Origin of the sequence: Streptomyces sp. NPDC005262 (genome assembly GCF_042872425.1) — a bacterium.
In the GTDB taxonomy this organism is placed as follows: Bacteria; Actinomycetota; Actinomycetes; order Streptomycetales; family Streptomycetaceae; genus Streptomyces.
The window spans coordinates 503,908-524,325 of the sequence record NZ_JBIAKK010000001.1 but is presented as its reverse complement, the minus strand read 5'-3'; the positions used below and the strand labels follow the sequence as shown (position 1 = coordinate 524,325).

22 protein-coding genes and 3 pseudogenes are annotated in these 20,418 nt (G+C 66.9%); 19 read left to right on the top strand and 6 right to left on the bottom strand.

Going from position 1 to position 20,418, the window contains the following annotated elements; translation table 11 throughout:
• Positions 1-357: 357 nt before the first annotated feature.
• Positions 358-999 carry a hypothetical protein gene (locus ACFYP5_RS02295; protein ID WP_389029424.1) on the bottom strand — a complete coding sequence of 214 codons (642 nt, stop codon included), beginning with the start codon at positions 997-999 and terminating at the stop codon, positions 358-360.
• Between the two features lie 406 nt (positions 1,000-1,405).
• Here ACFYP5_RS02295 and ACFYP5_RS02290 point away from each other — a divergent pair, with 406 nt between their 5' ends.
• The 6 genes from ACFYP5_RS02290 to ACFYP5_RS02265 all read left to right on the top strand — a co-directional run bounded on the left by ACFYP5_RS02290 (position 1,406) and on the right by ACFYP5_RS02265 (position 3,328).
• A complete protein-coding gene (locus ACFYP5_RS02290; protein ID WP_389029421.1) occupies positions 1,406-1,720 on the top strand; it encodes a hypothetical protein in 315 nt (104 codons plus the stop codon).
• 101 nt (positions 1,721-1,821) lie between these two features.
• Positions 1,822-2,166, top strand: a complete 345-nt coding sequence (locus tag ACFYP5_RS02285; protein ID WP_389029419.1) for a hypothetical protein — start codon at positions 1,822-1,824, stop codon at positions 2,164-2,166.
• 14 nt (positions 2,167-2,180) lie between these two features.
• Positions 2,181-2,345, top strand: coding sequence for a hypothetical protein (locus ACFYP5_RS02280; protein ID WP_389029416.1), 165 nt, complete (start codon positions 2,181-2,183; stop codon positions 2,343-2,345).
• Entirely contained in the window at positions 2,345-2,644 is a 300-nt protein-coding gene (locus ACFYP5_RS02275) for a hypothetical protein (RefSeq protein WP_389029414.1), read from the top strand. The genes ACFYP5_RS02280 and ACFYP5_RS02275 overlap by 1 nt, the downstream gene beginning before the upstream one ends.
• Positions 2,641-2,961, top strand: a complete 321-nt coding sequence (locus ACFYP5_RS02270) for a hypothetical protein (RefSeq protein WP_389029411.1) — start codon at positions 2,641-2,643, stop codon at positions 2,959-2,961. Before ACFYP5_RS02275 ends, ACFYP5_RS02270 begins: the two co-directional genes overlap by 4 nt.
• A gap of 115 nt (positions 2,962-3,076) precedes the next feature.
• A complete protein-coding gene (locus ACFYP5_RS02265; RefSeq protein ID WP_389029408.1) occupies positions 3,077-3,328 on the top strand; it encodes a hypothetical protein in 252 nt (83 codons plus the stop codon).
• 153 nt (positions 3,329-3,481) lie between these two features.
• Here ACFYP5_RS02265 and ACFYP5_RS02260 read toward each other — a convergent pair whose 3' ends face one another.
• Positions 3,482-3,667: a hypothetical protein gene (locus ACFYP5_RS02260; protein WP_389029405.1), complete on the bottom strand. Its 186-nt coding sequence runs from the start codon at positions 3,665-3,667 to the stop codon at positions 3,482-3,484.
• A gap of 822 nt (positions 3,668-4,489) precedes the next feature.
• Between ACFYP5_RS02260 and ACFYP5_RS02255 the strand changes: the two genes are divergently transcribed.
• The 4 genes and pseudogenes from ACFYP5_RS02255 (at position 4,490) to ACFYP5_RS02240 (ending at position 7,588) form a co-directional block, all read left to right on the top strand.
• Positions 4,490-4,867: an SDR family NAD(P)-dependent oxidoreductase gene (locus ACFYP5_RS02255; protein ID WP_389029402.1), complete on the top strand. Its 378-nt coding sequence runs from the start codon at positions 4,490-4,492 to the stop codon at positions 4,865-4,867.
• A 12-nt stretch (positions 4,868-4,879) separates the two neighbouring features.
• A pseudogene (locus tag ACFYP5_RS02250) lies at positions 4,880-4,981 on the top strand (IS5/IS1182 family transposase); the annotation flags it as partial.
• 185 nt (positions 4,982-5,166) lie between these two features.
• The gene (locus tag ACFYP5_RS02245; protein ID WP_389029399.1) at positions 5,167-6,606 is read left to right on the top strand and encodes an ATP-binding protein; all 1,440 of its coding nucleotides are present in this window, start codon (positions 5,167-5,169) and stop codon (positions 6,604-6,606) included.
• 241 nt (positions 6,607-6,847) lie between these two features.
• Positions 6,848-7,588: a class I SAM-dependent methyltransferase gene (locus ACFYP5_RS02240; protein WP_389029396.1), complete on the top strand. Its 741-nt coding sequence runs from the start codon at positions 6,848-6,850 to the stop codon at positions 7,586-7,588.
• A gap of 154 nt (positions 7,589-7,742) precedes the next feature.
• Here ACFYP5_RS02240 and ACFYP5_RS02235 read toward each other — a convergent pair.
• A pseudogene (locus ACFYP5_RS02235) lies at positions 7,743-7,832 on the bottom strand (IS5/IS1182 family transposase); the annotation flags it as partial.
• Between ACFYP5_RS02235 and ACFYP5_RS02230 the strand changes: the two are divergent.
• Positions 7,831-7,998 (top strand): annotated as a pseudogene (locus tag ACFYP5_RS02230) (Txe/YoeB family addiction module toxin); the annotation flags it as partial. The pseudogenes ACFYP5_RS02235 and ACFYP5_RS02230 overlap by 2 nt on opposite strands.
• 233 nt (positions 7,999-8,231) lie before the next feature.
• Here ACFYP5_RS02230 and ACFYP5_RS02225 read toward each other — a convergent pair.
• A complete protein-coding gene (locus ACFYP5_RS02225) occupies positions 8,232-8,984 on the bottom strand; it encodes a carbonic anhydrase (RefSeq protein WP_389029393.1) in 753 nt (250 codons plus the stop codon).
• A 254-nt stretch (positions 8,985-9,238) separates the two neighbouring features.
• Here ACFYP5_RS02225 and ACFYP5_RS02220 point away from each other — a divergent pair, with 254 nt between their 5' ends.
• Positions 9,239-9,739 (top strand): levansucrase, encoded by a 501-nt coding sequence (locus ACFYP5_RS02220; RefSeq protein ID WP_389029389.1) that lies wholly within the window; start codon positions 9,239-9,241, stop codon positions 9,737-9,739.
• 145 nt (positions 9,740-9,884) lie between these two features.
• Positions 9,885-10,367 (top strand): cupin domain-containing protein, encoded by a 483-nt coding sequence (locus tag ACFYP5_RS02215; protein WP_389029386.1) that lies wholly within the window; start codon positions 9,885-9,887, stop codon positions 10,365-10,367.
• Between the two features lie 57 nt (positions 10,368-10,424).
• On the opposite strand, the gene ACFYP5_RS02210 is transcribed toward ACFYP5_RS02215, so the two are convergent.
• Both ACFYP5_RS02210 and ACFYP5_RS02205 read right to left on the bottom strand, forming a co-directional pair.
• Entirely contained in the window at positions 10,425-11,522 is a 1,098-nt protein-coding gene (locus tag ACFYP5_RS02210) for a threonine synthase (RefSeq protein WP_389029383.1), read from the bottom strand.
• Between the two features lie 186 nt (positions 11,523-11,708).
• A complete protein-coding gene (locus ACFYP5_RS02205) occupies positions 11,709-13,082 on the bottom strand; it encodes a glycoside hydrolase family 18 protein (RefSeq protein WP_389029377.1) in 1,374 nt (457 codons plus the stop codon).
• Between the two features lie 279 nt (positions 13,083-13,361).
• On the opposite strand from ACFYP5_RS02205, the gene ACFYP5_RS02200 reads away from it, so the two are divergent.
• The 6 genes from ACFYP5_RS02200 (at position 13,362) to ACFYP5_RS02175 (ending at position 20,411) form a co-directional block, all read left to right on the top strand.
• Positions 13,362-14,114 carry a GntR family transcriptional regulator gene (locus ACFYP5_RS02200; protein WP_389029374.1) on the top strand — a complete coding sequence of 251 codons (753 nt, stop codon included), beginning with the start codon at positions 13,362-13,364 and terminating at the stop codon, positions 14,112-14,114.
• 213 nt (positions 14,115-14,327) lie between these two features.
• Positions 14,328-16,118, top strand: coding sequence for a purine-cytosine permease family protein (locus ACFYP5_RS02195; protein ID WP_389029371.1), 1,791 nt, complete (start codon positions 14,328-14,330; stop codon positions 16,116-16,118).
• 194 nt (positions 16,119-16,312) lie between these two features.
• Positions 16,313-16,513 (top strand): SPOR domain-containing protein, encoded by a 201-nt coding sequence (locus tag ACFYP5_RS02190; RefSeq protein ID WP_389029368.1) that lies wholly within the window; start codon positions 16,313-16,315, stop codon positions 16,511-16,513.
• Between the two features lie 108 nt (positions 16,514-16,621).
• A complete protein-coding gene (locus ACFYP5_RS02185; RefSeq protein ID WP_389029365.1) occupies positions 16,622-17,086 on the top strand; it encodes a (deoxy)nucleoside triphosphate pyrophosphohydrolase in 465 nt (154 codons plus the stop codon).
• Positions 17,087-17,230: 144 nt separating this feature from the next.
• Positions 17,231-17,659: an ATP-binding protein gene (locus tag ACFYP5_RS02180; protein WP_389029362.1), complete on the top strand. Its 429-nt coding sequence runs from the start codon at positions 17,231-17,233 to the stop codon at positions 17,657-17,659.
• Between the two features lie 202 nt (positions 17,660-17,861).
• On the top strand, positions 17,862-20,411 hold the full coding sequence (locus tag ACFYP5_RS02175) for a SpoIIE family protein phosphatase (RefSeq protein WP_389030696.1): 2,550 nt from the start codon (positions 17,862-17,864) through the stop codon (positions 20,409-20,411).
• Positions 20,412-20,418: the final 7 nt, after the last annotated feature.

Below are 20,418 nucleotides of genomic sequence, written 5' to 3'. Positions count from 1 at the left end.
GCCTGAAACAATGAAAAGCCCTCCAGTCGCAGCCGGGGGGGCGATTTATTACTTACTCTCTCAACCCGAGGTAGACCCCTCTCCCTCAGTCAGTGGGTTGTCAAGCAGTAGGGCCTGGCCAGCGGGGGACGGCGCCTCTGTACGCCCTTCGCCCTGGTGCTGCGGAACGAGTAACCCATAAGCCCCGGCGCTGAGGCTGGCGCAGCCGCCGAAGTTAGCCTGGGCCAGCTCGGCGGCAACAACGCCGACACTTCCGAACCCTGTCCTTGTCAGTCCTCCCCGTGGCTGGCAGGGGCAGTATTCACAACGGACGGCTTACCGCGTGGCCCGTATGTCGCCTGCATGTCATCTTGATTTCTATCGGTTCTCCATCCATCTCATGAACCACCGCAAGCCGAAAGGTGACCAACGCTGCCAAGGAAGCAATCCCCGATCCGCTCGAAACGCGTCCAGGCGACTGTAGATTTCTCGCTCCTCATAAGAGGTGATGTCTACCCCTGTGTTTGACGTGATCACCTCTGTACCGAAGTGCGAAAGGGCGCGTCCCAGTGCAGCGACCAGTAGGGCCATGACGCCTAGAGATGAAAAGATAAGCGAGCCAAGAGTAAGTCCAGGGGATTTCCCGCGATTATCTGTGGCCGTCCAAAGCAGGACCTCTAGCAGTGTTGCTACCAGGCCAATACACAAGAGAGTCCATATCCACCAAAGGGCAACAGGGATAGCCATTCTAAAAAACCGCTTACGCTGGGAGAGTATGGTATTCACTCGGTTCAGGTAGCTTAATTGCTCTGGAGTAGGACCGACCCCTTCGCGCATGCCGAGAACGGCCAAGGCGGTAGCTTCTTCCTGCTCCAAGTAAATGGCATCACCTCGTTTCATGGCCCATTTCATGAGCGCATGCATCTCGATGAAGCCGACCACAATAACTGCCGCGATCACCGAGGATATGATTGCGGCATAGTTGTCACTCATAGCCAGTTTCGGCACCGAAATCCCCATTTTTTAATCCACCGGCGCTCCGGCATCTGACAGCCCGTCCCGTGCTGCTTCATCCCTGGCCAGTCGTGAGCCAGTTGAAACCCCAGACCGCCCCTGCTGGCAGGCCATCGGACGGCAGCGCGAGGTGAGCCAACCGTGCCGCCGGGCCTGTCTCGTGTGCATGGTGGTTGCACGGGCTTGGCCCTGTAGTGCTGAGGGCGGCACCGCGGATTGGCCGGCCTCCCGCTGGTCCGCATGAGCGTGCAGGAGCGGCCTGGTGAGAGTTGGAGGGCCGGGCCGACCTACAAGTACGTAGAGCGCGGCTAACCAGCAACGAGGGGATCTAACTTCACGAGATCCCCTCTTCTCGTTCACATTTCAAACACATATGATCACTGGTCACGAACCACGTGGGGGGTAAATCGACATGAGAGCGCGCATCGCTGCTACTGCGCTGACGGTTGGCCTGATGCTTACAGGCTGCTCGTCCGGACCGGACACTTCGTCACCCGAGTACAAGGCCGGCTACTACGACGCAGGCCACTGGTCCTTCGTCATGGAGGACGCGGATACGGCCCTGAACGATTGCGAAGCCGGGGTGGCACACGACCCTGTGCTCAACCAGTTGAATGACAAAGCCGTGGACTGGAACGACAAGCAGTTGGTTGCCTGGTCGCAAGGATGTGCCGCTGCGCTTCGGGACCGCGGCATGAGCATTCCGAAGCAGCCGTGGGAAGAGTGACGCGCTAGTCCGTAACGTCCGCAAGGACTGACTGTCAGACCTGAGAGATACCGTTAGCGGCCCGTCCCGAGAGGGGCGGGCCTGTTTGGAGGGGGTAGGGGATGAAGGTTGGTAGAGCGGCAGTTGTGGGGCTGCTTCTGGTTCTCGCTGTGGGGTGTGGCGAGGACGACTCCGCGGAGTCCGGGACGGCTGCTTACGGGGCGCGGTCCTGCGCTACCTGGCTCGCTGACATGGATGACGGGGATCGATTCCTTGGCGCCAAGGAGATGCTGCTGAACGCGAAGGCGGCGGATGGCACCGAGGGAGACGTAGACCCCGATGGGGAGACCATCGAGCAGTTCAGGGATGGCATAACAGAGGCGTGCCGACAGACGTCAACGGACGCGCTTCTCGCGAACGTGGCGGATGACGTGTTCGCCGCAAACGAAGACCTCTACACCCTGTAACTCCCAGGAGAACCGTGAAGAACTATCGACTGAAGTGGACCCAGGACGGAAGGGAGTGGACTTCCGTCGGGGCCTTCGACGAGCGGAGCGCCGAGAGCCGCAAGCGGGAGCTTGAGGCCGCGGACGCCACGTCAATGGTCAGGGTCGTTGAGGTACCGATCTTCAAGAGGAAGAGCTGATGGCCTACAACGCAATGAACGAAATGTGGGTCGCGATCACCATGGGCGTCTCGGGGCTGTTGCCTCGGACGTGCGACCTGGACTTTGAGCGAGCTGAGGATGGGAGTGTCCTCGGCACGTTCACGTTCGACGCCTCTATGGAGTGGGCAGCAGCGAGGTTGATCATGCATCTGATCGACAACACTTACGGGCCGGTGACGGCCTCCAAGGGCAAGGGCGACCTCTCGGTCTACAAGGTGAGCTTCACCTACCCCCCGACGCTGGAAGACCCGATCAAGAAGGCGGAGGCCAGTAAGTGAGTGAGCTGGAGCTGCGGCAGGGGGATGGCGCCAAGTCGTTCGACCTCTACGCGGGTGGGGACCGCGTTGGTTCCCTGTATTACGTCGGCTGGGACGACGATGACCCCGAGGATTTCCAGGCGGGTTGGGTCGCCGAGCTTCACGGCTCGAACATGTGGCAGCAGATCACGGACTATGACCCGGACATCAAGGTGACCATCGCGATTGCTCAGGAGATCAACGAAGAGCGCGAGGAGCACGAGGCCAAGATGAGGCGCATCGACAGGCAGCGTCCCCGAACGGTCTCGATACCGTCCGGAGGGCAGCCACCCCGCTGACTCCCTCGGCAGTAGCGAAATCGAGGTACCAGGCCCGCCGTTGACCGGTTGGATGCATGATTGTTGCTCCGCAACCGGGGAGGGAGCGGGCACAAGAACAATGGGGGGGTACAAGATGAGCAATCTCGGGCGTTATCAGGACATCACGGCTGCGGCGAAAGCGGCGGGCGGTGTCGACAAGCTCGTCAAAGCTATCGAGAAGGTCGGGTTCGTGAAGGGCGCCTGGGTGGGTGCTGCGGGCGGGCTAGCGGTCGGTGGAGCTGTTGCCGCGGCTGGTCACTTCCGAGGAGTCAAGAAGGCTGCCGAAGAGGCAAAAGAGCAGCTGAAGGCGGAAGTTCAGGAATCCACGGATCTGAACGACAAGTAATCGGCACTCCTGAAACAAAGAAAGGGCCCCCGGCCGAAGCCGGGGGCCCTTTCTTTACTCACTCTCTCAACCCGAAGTGGACCCCTCCACCTCAGACCTGGGCCACCTTGCAGGCGGCACAACGGATTATTGCCGTGGCCCCGATTCATGCACTTACTGATAATGCTGCTCTATGATTTCTCTTATTTCGCTCGCGACGTCAAGCGCTTCAGAGCGCTCATCCAGAGAATCTGCCTGTTTTGCGTAGGCGCGCAGAGCTTCAGTGATCAGCCCCTGTTTCCTTAATGCCAGGCCACCGAGCTTGATCAATTCTGTCGCTTCGCTAGAAAGGCCGTCCATTCTCAAATCCTCTGCCCACCTCGGAACCCAGCCTGTCCGAGGCCGAGCTGTGTGATGTTCGGTCAGATTAGAGGTTCGCCACACCCCCAAATTGCAACGCGTTCGACTATACGCACAAGGTTCCCGGGTGAGCAAATTCAGGAATTAATTATTTCCTTCATGTCCCTGAGATGCACACCCAACGTCAGCGGGCTCGAATCACCGTAGGGTGTGCCAACCCGGCACGCTGAGGCTGACCAGTTGCGGCGCTGGAGCGAGGTGCCGACGTGACAGCTGCACCGCGGCTGGTACGACCGCAATAGTCTTCCGCCTGCTGCGGGAGAACTCTCGCGTCGATGTCACAAAGAGAACCGGCGAACGAATGAATTAAATCGCGATGCTTCAGATAATGTCAGCACAATCGGCATGCCCGCCAAAATGCAGCATGGAAGGAAACAATTGTTCCGACAATTAATTCTTTCTGTCATTACGTGCAGGGGGTAATACTTTATTTCAATAAGAGCGGACCCACCGGGGGTACCTTCCTGTCATCGTGTACGGGTTTTAAATTTTTGGAAATCAATTGATTCCTGCCCAAAAACACACTAGGTGAGGCTCAATTCGGACCCTGCGGACTCGCTAGAAGCCCTCTGACTGTCCGGTGCCACACCTGCTCTGAGGATTGGAATCAGCGTCGTGCCTTTGAGCGAGAAATGGGGGTCCGGTGATGGAAGAGGAGTCTTGGAAACCTATTCCGGGCTGCCGGCCAGAGGTCTGGTGTCCGGTTTTTAATAAGGGTGGGTGGGAGCGGTGTGTGTCTAAGTCCAAAAAGAGAAAGCCCCCTTGGAAGGCGCTTTCCGTCCACCGCCCCGCGGTGCCGCCTACGGAGCGTCCAAGGCCTACGTCCTGCATTTCTCCCTGGCCCTGCAGCGGGAGGTGGCGCCGACCGGTATCCGTGTCCAGGTTGTGCTGCCCGGCCCCGTTGCGCACCGAGTTCTTCGAAGCCGCGGGGACCTCGTCCATGTTCCCCGACGAGTCGTTCGTCGATGCGGACGATCTGGTGCGGGCCGCGCTCGACGGGCTGGACCGGGGGGAGCTCGTCTGCATTCCGACGCTTCCCGATATGGCGTCGTGGGAGGAAGTGGCCACGCTTCAGTTCGCTCTGCGGGATGCCGCCGGGGAGCGCGGCGTCATCGCCGATCGCTACGCGCCGCCGAGTAGCGGCTGACCTGTGTCAAGGGCGTCCCGCCGATCCGCTCGCGCCGCAGCCCCCGGCACCGGCGCCCCGGCAAGCTCCACGCCGACACGGGCGACGACTACGACCACTGGCTGAGCCCGCCGAGGATGACGAGGTCGACCGCCCTCACACCCTCTGGCAGCCACGCTCGGCGAGCAGGAGGCCGGCTCCGAACCGCAATCGCCCCCCCCCCCCCCCGCCGCTGCGCTCTCCAGCAGGCAGATGTGAAGTAAGATTCAATCTACGTAAGAATGCATCTACGTTGATTACCCAGGGACGCCTCATGGATTTCCAAGGTCGGGCCGGAGATCTTGAGCTGCTGGCCGAGCAGTACCGGACGGTGGCAGAGGGTGCTGGGGCCACCCGGGGGCGGGCCGTGATCATGACGGGGCGGCGCCGAGTAGGGAAGTCACGACTGGTCCAGGAGTTCTGCGACCGCTCGGGAGCGCCGTACGTGGTGTTCCAGGCCACCCGGGGGCGCAACCCTGTGACGGAGCGCGCCGACTTCGACGCGACCCTCGCGCAGTCACTCCTGCCGGGGGCGGAGTTGGTCGCCGGCCTCCAGGCGCAGGACTGGAACCAGGCTCTGCGTTCGCTGGCGCTCGCGGTACCCGATGACTCACCCAGCATCGCGGTGATCGACGAGGTGCCCTGGCTGGTCGAGCAGGATCAGGAATTCGAGGGCGCGCTCCAGACCGTCTGGGACCGTCACCTGTCTGCCAAGCCGGTGCTTCTGCTGCTGGTCGGCAGTGATACATCGGTGATGGAGGGGCTGCAGTCGTACGGGCGTCCGTTCTTCGGGAGGGCAGCGAAAATGACCGTTCACCCCCTGAACCTGGCCGACGTGCAGGCCATGACCGGGCTCGACGCCGCGGAAGCTGTCGACGCCCAGTTGATCACTGGCGGTTTCCCCGAGATCGTGCAGTCATGGCGGCCGGGGACGGGGCGTACGGCCTTCTTGCAGGCTTCGGTCGCCAATCCTCTCTCGCCTCTGCTGGTGGCCGGCGAGCTGTCCCTGCTGGGCGAATTCCCCGAGGCTTCGCACTCACGGGCCGTACTGGAAGCGGTGGGCAACGGTGAGCGCACGTTCAGCGCGATCGCAGCCCAGGCCGGCGGCGCCGGCGCGCTGCCGTCCGGCACGCTCTCCCCGCTGCTGGCCACGCTGCAGACGAAGCGAGCCCTGGCCGCTGATCTCCCCCTGTCCGTCAAGTCGGACAGCAAGAACAAGCGCTACCGGATCGCCGATCCGTATCTGCGGTTCTGGCTGGCCTTCCTGGCACGCGCGATCCCACTCATCGAGCGGGGCCGCGGTGACCTGGCCCTGGAGCGCATCGAGCGATCATGGACCGCTTGGCGCGGGAAAGCGGTCGAGCCGCTGATCCGCGAGTCCTTGCTGCGTCTGATGCCCGATGACGAGTGGCCCGAGACCGAGGCCGTCGGCGGCTGGTGGAACCGTCAGAACAACCCCGAGATCGACCTCATCGGTGCAGACCGCGAGCCGGTGGCCCGGCGGGTGCATTTCGTCGGGTCGGTGAAGTGGCGGGAGTCCCGGCCCTTCGGCCGTCATGAGTACGACACCCTGGTACGCGACATGCTCGCCGTCCCCGGTACCGCCCTGGACACCCCGCTGGTCGCGGTCTCCCGCTGCGGTGTGGCCGATGATCTGCCGCTGACCGCGCACTGGGGACCGGACGACCTCGTACGGGCGTGGCAGTCCCGGTAGCCGCGGAGCCCGAGGTCTCCCACCTCGCGAGTGCCCTGGAGCTACGGAGCGCGAGCTGATCGATCCGGACTCGGCGGATGCTGGTGCGGGTGCCGCGTGAGGCTCGTCTTCGAGGATCAGGGCCGCGAGGACTGGCTAGGGCTCGTCCGGCGGATCATGGGCCGAGCCAGGGCCGGACCGAGGGCCGGCCAGTGCCCTAATCGTGTTGACCGCGCCCGGCAGGCAGTGCTGGAGTCGGCACGTGGACAGCATCCCCGCCAACCGGCGGCTCTGGAACCAGATCAGCAGCGCCTACCAGTACAGGCACGACCCGCAAATCGGCGCCACACCCCGGCTGTGGGGCATGTACTCCATCCCCGACGCGCACCTGGACGCCCTGGGCGACGTCACCGGCAAGCGCGTCCTCGAACTCGGCTGCGGCGCCGGCCAGTGGTCCAGGGTGCTCGCCGCCGAGGGCGCCACCGTGGTCGGGCTCGACCTGTCCGAAGCCCAACTTGCCGCAGCGGACCGCGCGATGGGAGCGGCCCGCTACCCGCTGGTGCAAGGCGCCGCCGAACAACTCCCCTTCGCCGCGGACAGCTTCGACCTGGTGTTCTGCGACTTCGGTGGGCTCAGCTGGGCGCCCCCGCACCTGGCCGTCCCGGAGGCGGCACGCGTCTTGGGCCGAGGCGGGCGCCTGGTGTTCAACGTCGCCAGCCCATGGTTCGAAGCTTGCTACGACGAAGCCGCCAGTCGCGTGACCACGACGCTGCAGCAGGACTACTTCGGGCTGAACACCATCGCCGAAGACGACGGCGCGACCAGCTATCAGCTCACCTACGGCGACTGGGTCAAGGTCCTGCGCGGCGCGGGTCTCATCATCGACGACCTCATCGAGCCGCGGCCCGAACTCGGAACACCCAACGGCTACAACGAAACCGACCCACCCGACTGGGCACACCGCTGGCCGGCGGAACTGCTCTGGGTAACCCACAAACCGTAAGTTCCGCCGCGCCGAGACGTGAAGGCATCCCCTCGCCGGGCAGGCCTAGCCAGGGCCTGCCCGGCTGATCACGGGCGGAGCCAGAGCCGGATCGAGGCGAGGGTGACGGTCCCGTGGAAGACGTAGGCGCGTTTGTCGAAACGTGTGGCCACGGCCCTTCACCGGCCAGGTGGATCTTGCAGGTCAGGCCGGCCCGGAGGCGTCCGAGTCCCTCGTCTGGGCGGTGGTGCCGGGGCGTGCTTCTCATCGAGGATGTCAAACGTGATCCGTTCTCGGGCATCGGCAAGCCGGAGCCGCTGAAGTACGACTTGCCGGGGGTCTGGTCGCGACGGATCGACGACGAGCACCGGCTCGTCTATTTGGTCACGGACAAGGAGATCGTCATCCTTGCCGCCCGCTGTCGCCACTGACCGCTGAGCGGTTCCGGGCGGGAGGGCATGTGCTTCAACGTGTGATCGGTTCGATCCTGCATGTGGAGTCGTCCGTTAAGCGTCCAGGTCGGGAAGGGGCGGGCTCTGCCGAGTCCGGCCCTTCCCCGGTTTCCGCTCTGACGTGGTGCTTTCCTCTGCTTCGGGACGCCTCGACGGGGCGGTGCCGTTCGTCCTCACCGCCCCCGCCACGCGCATCCGGCCGGTCCGGCCGGTCAGGAGGGCGCGCCGGCCAGGACTTCCACCTTGCCGGTGTCGAGCGAGTAGTAGGCGCCGACCACGGCAAGGCCGCCCTTTGCCACGAGTGGGGCCAGGTCCTGGTTGGAGCGCAGGTCGGCCGCGGTCAGCCTGACCTGGGCGCGGGCCATGGTCTCGACCGGATCGGCACCGCCTTCCCGGACCGCTTGCTCGTACGCCGGCCGCAGAGCCCTGGCGATCGCCTCCAGGTTTCCCGGCAGCGGTTTGCCGTCACGGATGGACTCGTATGCCGCCTTGATGGCGCCGCAACGCTGATGCCCAAGGACGACGACGAGCGGAGTGCCACTCGTCATGGGCCCGTACTCCACGGAACCCGTGACCACCGGGCCGACCGCCTCCCCGCCGGTGCGTATCACGTAGAGATCGCCCAGCCCGGTGTCGAAGAGGAGTTCAGGCGGTACCCGCGAGTCGATGCACGAAAGGATCGACCCGAAAGGCTCCTGTGTCTGGGCCACGAGCTCGCGCCGGTCCGGATCCCGGTCGGGATGGTGCAGATCTCCGCTCACCCAGCGCTTGTTGCCGTCCATCAACCTCGCGAACGCTGCGGCGGGCGTGGCCGGCCGCGCCTCCGGCGAAGTGCTGTCCGTCGGCGAAGCGCCGTTCGCCGATGGGGCGGCGCTCGTCGACGAGCACCCCGCAAGCGCAACCGTGGCGACCGCGAGTCCGCCTGCGAGCAGAGCTCTGCGATCCGGCTGTCCCGTACTGTCCATCGGTCGTTCCCCTTGGTCCGCTGAACCACGTCCTACGTCTTGACCTGGGCGATTGTTCAGCGCGGTGCGGTATCCCGACGGCAGGCGCACGAGGACATGCGCTGCTTTGCCACCTACGGCCCACAGCATGCGCGTCGCCGGCTCCGCGTTCCGCGGGCTGTCAGGGAGCCCGTCCTGCCCGAGTCGGGCCCTGCGCGGTTTCGGCAGCCGGAGTCGGCTTCCGGACGGTGCCCGGCCCGTGGACAATCGCGGCCATGAGCCAAGAGTCGATACGGAACTACCTGACATCGGTCGAGAGCCGGCTGGCGGCCGACGGCTGCGGGCCGCGTTGGGAGGACTGGGCGGGCGCGCCTGTCCTCGTAGGCCGGAGGGCCGACTTCCGGATCCGCTGGGCGGCCACCAATCTGCATCTGTTCACCGTGGCCGCCGCCGTGCCCGAGATCACTGTCCCGGTCATCGACACGTTCACCACGCAGGTGCTCACGTACGCCAAGAAGAACAAGGGCGGGCTGCCCGTCGGCATGCAGACCGGCGTCGCCTGCTTTCCTGTGCTGGTCAGCGACCGGATCGACCCGGCCGCGATGGCATGGGCGGAGGAGAAGCAGCGCAATCGGTTCGCCTGTTTCGCCCGACCGGTCGTCGTCGACAGTGCCCAGGGGTACGTGGGGATGTACCGGGGGAAGCCGGCCCTCGGGCGCGCCTATGCCGGGCACCTCATCGAGAAGGGTGTTCGCTACTTCCAGCCACAGAGTTGAGCCGCGGATGAGAGGGCAGGTGCACCGCCCGGCTTCGACGCCTCGGCGACCTCGATCGTCACCCGGTGCCGCCGCACCGAGCACCGGCAGCACCGAGAGCACCCGACCCTGCCGGGAGCACCGGCAGCATCGAGAGGAGAACGGCATGTCGTATCCGGAGCCGATCTACGGGGACGGCAAGGGAGAGATCAGCGCCACGTACCGGCCGGCGGACACGGCACCGAACCTGCGGTCCCGCACCGGCAGTGCCACCCACTATCTGGCGACCACGCACACCACGCACGGCGAGTTCGGGCTGTACCGGATGGACATGGCGCCCAGAGCGGGCGGGCCGGCCACGCACTTCCACCGGTCGATCTCGGAATCGTTCTTCATCCTCGACGGGGCGGTGCGGATCTACAACGGTGAGCGGTGGATCGACACCAAGCAGGGCGACTTCGTGTACGTACCGCAGGGCGGGCTGCACGCATTCCGGAACGACTCCGACGCGCCGGCGTCGATGCTGCTGCTGTTCACACCGGGTGCGCCGCGCGAAGAGTACTTCGAGAAGGTCGCTCAGGCCGCCGAGTGGTCACAGGAGGAGCGGACCGAGTTCTTCATCAAGCACGACACGTACTGGACGGAATGACCGGCAAGGCGCGTCACCCGCATGCCGGTCAGGGCGTGCAGGTGACCGCATGCGAGGTCAGGGCGCCAGGCCCGTCTTGAGTCCCGCGCCGCACAGCGGTACGACGACGCTGCGGTCCGTCCAGTCGCCGACCGCCGCCCAGCAGGCGACGCCGGTCGTCTCGACGTAGAAGCCGCGGGCCGCCAGGTCCAGCTGCGCCTTGCGGATCTGATCCTCCGTCACCGTGAGGAATGTGCCGCCGGACTCCCTCACCGCCGTCAGGATCTGGCGTGCGCGCGGCGGGCGGGGGATCGCGATGCCTTCGGCGAGTGTGGGGGCGGCCGCGCGGCCGGGATCGTCGAGCAGGCCGTCCGTGCCCGCGTGGAAAGCGGCGGCCAGCGGTGAGACGGCCTCGGCCTGTACGGCGATCAGCGCCGGCCTTTCGTCGATCAGGCCGTGGGCGTGGAGTTCCCCGATGGCCAGGGCAGCGCCGAGGAGCAGCGTGCCGTTGCCGACCGGTACGGCGATGGCGTCGGGGAGCCGGCCGCCGAGGTCTTCCCACATCTCGTAGACGTATGTCTTCGTGCCGTGCAGGAAGTACGGGTTGAAGACGTGCGAGGCGTAGAAGGTGCCGGGGGAGTCGGCGGCGGCCCGCGCGGCGAGTGCGGTGGCCTCGCGGTCACCGGGGACGATCTCCAGGCGGGCGCCGTGCGCCCGGATCTGTTCGGTCTTCTTCGGGGAGGTGTTCTCGGGGACGTACACCGTGCAGGGCAGCCCGGCCCGCGCGCAGTAGGCGGCGACGGCGGTTCCCGCGTTGCCGCTGCTGTCCGCGACGACGCGTTCGGGGGAGAGGCGGCGGGCCAGGTCGGCGAGCATCACGGCGCCGCGGTCCTTGAAGGAGAGCGTCGGCATCAGGAAGTCGAGCTTGGCGGAGACCGTGCCGGTGAGCGGCACGAGCGGTGTGCGGCCCTCCCCGAGGCTGGTGGCGGGCGCGCTGAGGGGCAGCGCCTCCTCGTAACGCCACAGTGAATTGTCCCGTCCGGCCAGGGAGTCGAGCGAGATCCGACCGGCGGCTTCGAAGTCGAGGTCCCAGGGGCCGTGGCAGACCGGGCAGCACCAGGTCAGGCTGGTGGTCTCGGCGCGGGTGCCGTCCTGCGGGCAGAGATAGGTGGCCATGACCGTCAGCATGTCAGGCGCGTGGCGGGCGCATGGTCGTCATCGTCGTACTCCTGGGCGCTGCAGTTCTGCTGCCGCGTCCGCAGGGCATTCGTGAGCCGCTGAACGTGTGGGGGCGGCCGCGTCGGCGGCCACCCCCCACACCCCTGCTGGCCGGTGCCCTGTGAGCTTCTGCCGGGTACCCGGCTAGCGCCGGTCGAGGCCTTGGTCGACGGCGGTCATCAGCTCGCCGTCGTCGGTGTCCCCGTCCAGCGACCAGAACATCGCGCCGCCCAGACCGTGCCGGCGGATGTACGACGTCTTGGTGCGCAGCACCTGCGGGTCGTCGTACGTCCACAGGGTCGTGCCGTCGAACAGCCACGCGTGGCCGTTCCTGACATCCCGATGGATCTTGTACGTACCGGATTCGGCCAGCTTCTTGAGGGCCTTGTAGTCCTCGTATCCCGCAGCCCAGGTGGCGGGTGCGGGGGCCGCGGCGGGCTGGCCGAGGCCGTCGCCGCCACCCGTCACGCCGGTCCAGCCCTGACCGTAGAACGGCATGCCCATGACCAGCTTGCGGGCGGGGGCGCCGCGCTCGATCCACTCACGCACGGTCTGGTCGACGCTGAAGTCGTCCTTCGCGTACAGCGCGGACTGCTGCGCCGTGGTCGCCTCGCCGGACACATGGAAGTCGTAACCCTGCAGGTTCACGAAGTCGAAGTCCCGCATGATGCGGCGGACGTCGAAGCCCGCGTCGATCTTGGCCGGAGCGGTGGGGACGAACGCCGACAGCTCGTAGTGCTTGGGCCTGCCGCTGTGCCCGCGCCCCTTGCCCTCCTTGGCGGTGCTCTTCGCGTACGCGTCGAGCTGGGTGCGGAACTCGTGCACCAGCGCGGTGAAGTTCCGCTTGTCCTCTGGGCGGTAGACCGTGTCCGTGTCGCCGGCGGAGCCGGGCCACTCCCAGTCGATGTCCACGCCGTCGAAGAGACCGGCCGCCGCGCCCTTGCCACCGCGCGCACCGTCCACCGGCAGATCGCCCTTGAAGTACAGGTCGATGCAGGAGGAGACGAACGCCTTGCGGGAGGCGGCGGTGCGGGCCGCGTCCGAGAAGTGGGTGGACCAGCTCCAGCCACCCAGGGAGATCATCACCTTGAGGCCGGGGTGCTTGGCCTTCAGCTCGCGCAGCTGATTGAAGTTGCCCGCGAGAGGCTGGGTGTCGGCGTCCGCGACGCCGTCCACCGATCCTGCGGCGTCCAGCGGACGGACGTAGTCCGCCCAGGCGTCGGCCTCTCCCGGCACATTGCCGGTGAAGCACTTGCCGTCGGCGCTGACGTTGCCGAAGGCGTAGTTGATGTGGGTGAGCTTCGCCGCGGCGCCGCTCGTGTCCAGGTCCTTGACCTGGAAGTCGCGTCCGTAGATGCCCCATTGGGTGAAGTAGCCGACGCGCTTGTAGGCGGCGGAACCGGAGGCGTGGGCGGGGGAGGCGGAGCCTCCGGAGGCGGAGGCGGCGGGTGCGATCCCGGCCACCAGCGAGAGGGCGCAGGCGGCAATGGCCAGTCTGGACAGGGTTCTTCGACGCATGGGGCCCGTTCCTGTGGGTGCGCTGAGAGGTGCGAGAGCCGTGCTGTGTGGTGAGGAAACTATTGGTCTGGACCAAAACGGGTCAAGGGGTCGGCGGTGATCGGGCGTGATCGAGGGGATCCATGGCGTCGTGTCGGGGTGAGTTTCTGGTGGCCGGGGTCTCGATATGCGCAGGGCAGCGCCAAATCATCACTTCGGGTGAAACTTTGGCCTGTGCTTGCGGTGCACAACCGACGGTTGCCAGGCTGTTGCAGACTGTCAACCTGTTGGGAGTGGCCTGTGACATTCGGTGAGCAGCCCGCCTATCTGCGTGTTGCGAGCGATCTGCGAGAGAAGATCGTCAACGGTTCGCTGCCGCCGCACACGCGCCTGCCGTCGCAGGCCCGTATTCGCGAGGAGTACGGCGTCTCGGACACCGTCGCGCTGGAGGCACGCAAGGTGCTGATGGCGGAAGGGCTGGTGGAGGGACGCTCCGGCTCCGGTACGTACGTGCGTGCGCGCCCGGTCCCGCGTCGCATCGCCCGCTCCGGCTACCGGCCGGACGCGGGGGCCAGTCCGTTCCGCCAGGAGCAGACGGCGGAGGGGGTGCGAGGGACTTGGGAGTCCCGCAGCGAACAGGAGGAGGCGGGCCCGGAGATCGCCGACCGCCTCGGTATCGAACCGGGGGACCGGGTGATGCGTACGAGATACATCTTCCGGGAAGCGGGGGAGCCGATGATGCTCTCCACCTCCTGGGAACCCCTGGCGGTCACGGGACGCACGCCGGTGATGCTGCCGGAGGAAGGCCCGCTGGGCGGTTACGGGGTGGTCGAGCGGATGGCCGCGATCGATGTCGTCGTGGACAACGTGGTGGAGCAGGTCGGCGCGCGCCCGGGGCTGGCGGAGGAGCTCCTGGCGCTCGGTGGTGTGCCGGGCCATGTGGTGATGGTGATCGGGCGTACGTACTACGCATCGGGGCGGCCGGTCGAGACGGCTGACGTGGTGGTCCCCGCCGACCGCTACCGGATCTCCTACCACCTTCCCGTCAGGTGACCGGTGCGTCGCGCCCCTGACGGGCGGCCGGTGTGCCGGGTTCCTGTGGGGTGACCGTTACTCGGACGGCCTGTCCGGCACTTGTGATGACGAGTTAACGCCCACTCGGTTCCCGTAACCGATGGGCAATCGCCGCCTGCAACGGCTTGTCATGTCCTGCTCCTACTTTCCCGTTCGTACCCGCACACCGGACCGACGAACGGGAAGTCACCGATGACGGACACCGCCGCCCCCACGACGACGACCCGGACCCCGGAGGCGAAGCCCGCCGGGGTCCGGGAGGCATCGGAGACCGGGACCGCCAAGCCGCCACCCCCCAGGCGCAGTTACGCAAAGCTCGCCGCTGACGAAAGCCGCGAGGACTATTCACTTCGCTACGCGCCGCACTCCTTCCGGCGCTGGTCGCCCTCCATGGTCGCGGGCACTGCACTCGGTGGCATCGCCTATCTCGCCGACTTCGCGATCGGCGCATCGATCGTCTTCACCTACGGCTTCAGCAGCGGTTTCGCCTCGATCCTGACCGCCGCGACGATCATCTTCCTCACCGGCACGCCGATCGCGCGGGCCTGTGCGAAGTACGGCCTGGACATGGACCTGGTCACCCGCGGCGCCGGCTTCGGCTACTTCGGCTCGACGCTGACCTCACTGATCTACGCGTCCTTCACCTTCATCTTCTTCGCCCTCGAAGGCTCGATCATGGCGCAGGCCATGCATCAGGCCGTCGGGCTGCCGGTCGAGGCCGGCTATCTGCTGACCACGTTGATCGTCATCCCCATCGTCTTCCGTGGCATGGGGGCGCTCGCCAAGGTGCAGGCATGGACCCAGCCGATCTGGATCGTCGGCATGGTCCTGCCGTTCGTCGTGCTCGCCTTCGAAGCCCCCGATGCCTGGGGCGCGTTCGGCGCCTTCGGTGGCACGGAGGGTGCGGGATCCGGCTTCTCCTGGATCGGGTTCGGGCTCGGTACGGGCGTCGCACTCTCGCTCATCGCCCAGATCGGCGAGCAGGCCGACTATCTGCGCTTCATGCCTGCGAAGACCGAGGCCAACAAGCGGCGTTGGAATCTCGCGGTGCTCGCCGCCGGGCCCGGCTGGGTCATCATCGGGGCGGCGAAGCAGCTCGGTGGCGCGCTGCTGGCGTTCGTGGCCTTGGAGGCGGTCGGCAAGACGCACGCGCTGGAGCCGATCGCGCCGCAGATCGAGGCGCTGAAGCCGTGGCTCGGCTCGCTCGCCCTCCCGGCTGCCGCTCTGTTCGTGATCGTCTCGCAGATCAAGATCAATGTGACCAACGCCTACAGCGGCTCGCTGTCCTGGTCGAACTTCTTCTCGCGGATCACCCACAAACACCCGGGCCGGGTCTGGTACATCTTCCTCAACCTCGCCATCGCGCTGACGCTGATGGAGATGAACATGTTCGCCGCCCTCAACAAACTGCTGGGCTTCTACTCGAACGTGGGCATCGCCTGGATCGCGGCCGTCGCCGCCGACCTGGTCATCAACAAGCGGATCGGGCTCAGCCCGCGGTACATCGAGTTCAAACGCGCCTATCTGTACGCGGTGAACCCGGCAGGATTCGGCGCGATGGTGATCGCTTCAACCGTCTCGATCCTCGCCTTCTTCGGGCTGTTCGGTGCCTACGCGGAGGCCTTCTCGACCTTCATCGCGGCCGGACTCTCCGTGACTCTCTGCCCGTTGATCGCCTGGGTGACGAAGGGGAAGTACTACCTGGCCCGCCCCAACCCGGTGAACGGCCCGGACGTCGAGATCGAGGACATCACGGCCACCCACACCTGCTCGGTCTGCGACACCGCCTACGAACTCCCGGACATCGCTGACTGCCCGGTCCGGTCGGGGCCCATCTGCTCACTGTGCTGCTCGCTGGACGCGGAATGCGGGGACGTCTGCCGCAAGGAGCCGGCGACCGGTCCGGTCCTCATGCCGATGCCGACGATCCGGACAGCAACGGCAACGGCAACGGCAACGGCGTCGGCGGAGGCGGAGGCGTAAGCGGCGCAAGTGATCCGTGTGGCACGGGGGGCGCATCAGGATGACTGCGCCCCTTTGTGCTGGCCGGATCGGTGCCTCTTTGTGTAATTACGTATCCGTTGCGTGAAGGTCAGGCGTACGCTCGGGCATATGCGTACTGCGGTTTCCTGGGGATCCTTGGTGTCGTGCAGGCCGTTCAGGGGAGGAGGGGCGCAATGCTCGGGAGGGACACGATGAGCGACAACGGGGCCGTGCTCCCTTGGCTGGTGATAAGGCAGGACGACAACGGCAACAGGTACCGCGTCGGCAGGTATGCCACGCAGGCCGAGGCCCAGAAGATCGCCGACAAACTCGACAGCCGTGGCCACAAGCAGCTCTATTGGGTCGAGCGCCTGGGGCAGAGCGCCCGTTCCTGAACGCTTTCCCGGACCGCCGCCTGGGGGAGGGGGCCGGTCGGCGGGGCGGGGCGCAGTCGTCACGGCGGGCGGGGCGGAGCGTCGCGGACGGGGGTTACGCTCCGGCGTATGAACGATCGCGTGGTGGTGGCCGGAGCCGTCTACGACCAGGGGCGCATGCTGGCCGCACGCCGTAGCGCCCCGCCTCAGCTGGCGGGCCGCTGGGAGCTGCCCGGCGGGAAGCTGGAGCCGGGGGAGACCGGCGAGCAGGCGCTCGTGCGTGAACTCCGCGAGGAACTCGGTGTGGAGACGGAGCCGCTGGAGCGCATCCCCGGCGAGTGGCCGCTGGCGCCCGGATATGTGCTCCGGGTGTGGACGGCGCGGCTGGTGTCCGGTGTCCCCGCCCCGCTCCAGGACCATGACGAACTGAGATGGCTCGGACCGGGCGAGAGTGACGCGGTCGACTGGCTCGACCAGGACCGGCCCGCCGTAGCCGAGGCCATGCGCCGCCTGCCGGGCGGAAACGCCGCGACCGGAGCCGGCTCTGATCGGGATGCCCCGGCCGGGCCCCTTCCGGACGGCGCGCACCACTGACCGTGCGCCCCCTCTCTGCGCGCGCACGCCGCCCTACACCCGTACGCCCCACATGTCGATTCCAGCGATAGTCCACCCTAAATATCGGGTATGGGCTGATTAGTCCCCTTAAACAGAACGTTCCCTGTTTGCTGGTCTTGGGAAGTGATCGGCGTGATCGATACCGAAGGCGACTGCGCCGAGTGGACCTTTCCGGCCGTGCCGGGGGCTGTGCGCACCGCTCGGCATGCGGTCCACGAGGCGCTGCGCGGCTGGGGACTCGACGCGACGGTCGGCGATGTGACCGTTCTGCTGGTCAGTGAGCTGGTGACCAATTCCATGCGCTACACCTCCGGCCCCATCGGCGTGCGACTCGTGCGCCCCCAGCCCGACGGCGAAGGTCCGGAAGCCCGCCCCGGACTGCTTGTGGAAGTCTCCGATCCCCTTCCGGATCCGCCCACCGAACGTGCTGCCGGACCCGATGACGAAGGGGGCCGGGGGCTGCAGCTCGTGGCCCGTTCCGCTCGCCGCTGGGGGACGCGGCACGGAAAGAGTGGCAAGACGGTGTGGTTCGAGCTGGCGCTCCCTGGTTAGGAGTGGGGTGGGACGCACAGCGATCACAAAGCTCGGGCAGTACCCGTCAGTACCTGGCCGAAAGGGACTGAGACCGTGCTGTGATCGTGAACGCCGTGTCGGTAGGCGCCGTAGTGCTGAATACTGCGGGCAGGACCGGTCCGGTGTGTGAGCTGGAGGGGACGGTCGCGTGAGCGAAATACCTGGGACAGCGGGCAACGTCGTGTGGCAGAGCAGCCCGCCTGGCTCGATCTATGACTACATAAGGGTCGCCTCCTTCTCGATCGGCCCCGACGGGCTGATCGAGCAATGGAGCCGCCGGGCCGCCGGTCTCTTCGGCATTGCCGCAGACGAAGCGGTGGGCAGAGACCCGGTCGAGGCCTTCATGCCCTCCGAGCTGCGCACCGACGGCCATCGCCGGGTCGGCGAGATACTCGACGGCAAGGAGTGGACGGGCCTCGTCCCCTTCCGCATGCCGGGCGACAACGCCGTTCACGGGCTCGCCGAGCTCTATGTGATGCCCAGTGAGACGGGGAGCGGGGAGCGGGCCGCGCTCTGCATCGTCGTGGACGTCCGCGCCCTGCGCCGCATCGAGACGGATCTGGCGGCTTCGCAGGCCATTTTCGGCCAATCTCCCTTCGGTTTCGTGTTGTTCGGCACGGACTTCACGGTCGTACGAGCCAACCAGCGCTTCGCCACCGTCTTCGGCGGTCAGGCCGACGACCACCGCGGCCGCACGGTCGACGACTATCTCGCCCGCCCCGAGGCCGAGCGGCTCACCGCCACCCTCAAGCGGGTCCTGGAGACCGGAGACTCCGTCACCGATCTTCAGCTCGTCGGCACCGCACCCGGTGACGAGGAGAGCCGCCACTGGTCGATGAACCTCTACCGGGTGCACAGCGGAGCAGGCCGGCCCGTCGGCATCGCCGGTCTGGCCACCGATGTCACCCGCCGCCATATCGCTGCCCGCGAGGCCGCCAGCGCCCGCCGTAACCTCGCCCTCCTCAACGAGGCCAGCGCCCGCATCGGCAACTCCCTCGACCTGGAGACCACGGCCCGCGAACTCCTCGACGTGGCCGTGCCCGGCTTCTGCGATCTCGCCTCCGTCGACCTCTACCAGGGGCTGCTCACCGGCGACGAGGCACCGCCCGGCAGGTGGGGCTCGCTCAGCCAGGAGCCCGTCGGCGGCTCCGCCGAACTGCGCCGCGTCGGTTTCGCCAGCGCCGTGTCGGACGCCGTTCCGGACGGCACCGCGACGGACGGGGACACCGACCCGCCGGCACTGGGCGCTGTCCACCGCTACCCCTTCAACTCCCCCTGCGCCAAGGCTCTGCGTACCGGCCGGGTCAAGAGCGTCCCCGGGGACGACCGTGGCTTCGTCCAGTCCACCCTCGCCGTGCCGATGGTCGCCCATGACACCGTCGTCGGCCTCGTCCAGTTCTCCCGTACGAAGGGCAGCGAACCCTTCGGCGAGCGCGACCGTGCCCTCGCCACCGAACTGGCCGCCCGCGCCGCCGTCTGTATCGACAACGCCCGCCTCTACCGGCGCGAGCACGAGCGTGCGCTCATCCTCCAGCGCAGCCTGCTGCCGCCCGGCGACCCCGAGGCCGCGGGTCTCGACATCGCCTGCCGCTATCTGCCCGGCAACGCGGCGACCGAGGTGGGTGGCGACTGGTTCGACGTGATCGAACTCCCCGGGCATCGCACCGCCCTGGTCGTCGGCGATGTCATGGGACGCGGGCTGCGGGCCGCCGTCGCCATGGGTGAACTGCGCACCGCCGTAAGGACCCTGGCCCTCCTCGACCTGGAACCCGCCGAAGTGCTCTCCGCGCTCGACGAGGTCGCCCGCGGCCTCGGCACCCCCGGTGGCAGCACCGCCTCCGACGGCGTCGGCGGTGGCGCCCAGTGGCCTTCGAGGGCCTCCCACAAGTCCCGTGACGCCGACCTGTCCGAGGTCTATTTGGCGACATGTGTCTATGCCGTCTACGACTCGGTCACCCGGCGATGCACGTTCGCCAACGCCGGTCACCTCCCCCCTGTCGTGGTCGAGCCGGGCGAACCTGCCCTGCTGCTCGACGTCCCGCCGGGGATGCCGCTCGGCGTCGGCGGCGAACCCTTCGAGGAAGTCGAGGTCGAACTCAAGGAGGGCGCCCTCCTCGCCCTCTACACCGATGGACTGGTCGAATCCCGCGACCATCCGCTCGACGAAGGACTGCAAGCTCTGCGCAACGCCCTCGTCGAACCCGAACTCCCCCTGGAGGACGTCTGTGACCACGTCCTGAGCACCCTCGACACCCGGCACGGCGAGGACGACATCGCCCTGCTGATGGCCCGCATCCAGGGTCTGCCGACCGACGCGGTCGGCGACTGGCGGCTGCCGCGCGAACCCCGGTCCGTGGGTCGCGCCCGCGAACTGGCCCGCAGCCAACTGATCGCCTGGGACCTCGACGACCTGGTGGACACCACCGAGCTCCTCGTCAGCGAGCTGGTGACCAACGCCCTGCGGTACGGCGAGGGCGAGATCCGGCTCAGGCTGCTGCGTGACCGCACGCTCGTGTGCGAGGTATGGGATGCGGGTCTCGTCCAGCCACGGCGACGCCGGGCGCGCGACACGGACGAGGGCGGGCGAGGGCTGCAGCTGGTGGGACTGTTGAGCGCGGCCTGGGGTTCCAGGCGGACGCCGCGCGGCAAGACAGTCTGGTTCGAACTGCCGCTGCCCGACGGGCAGCCGGCCGCAGAGCGCACGGCCGAGCAGCTGCTGAGCATGTTCTGACACCCGG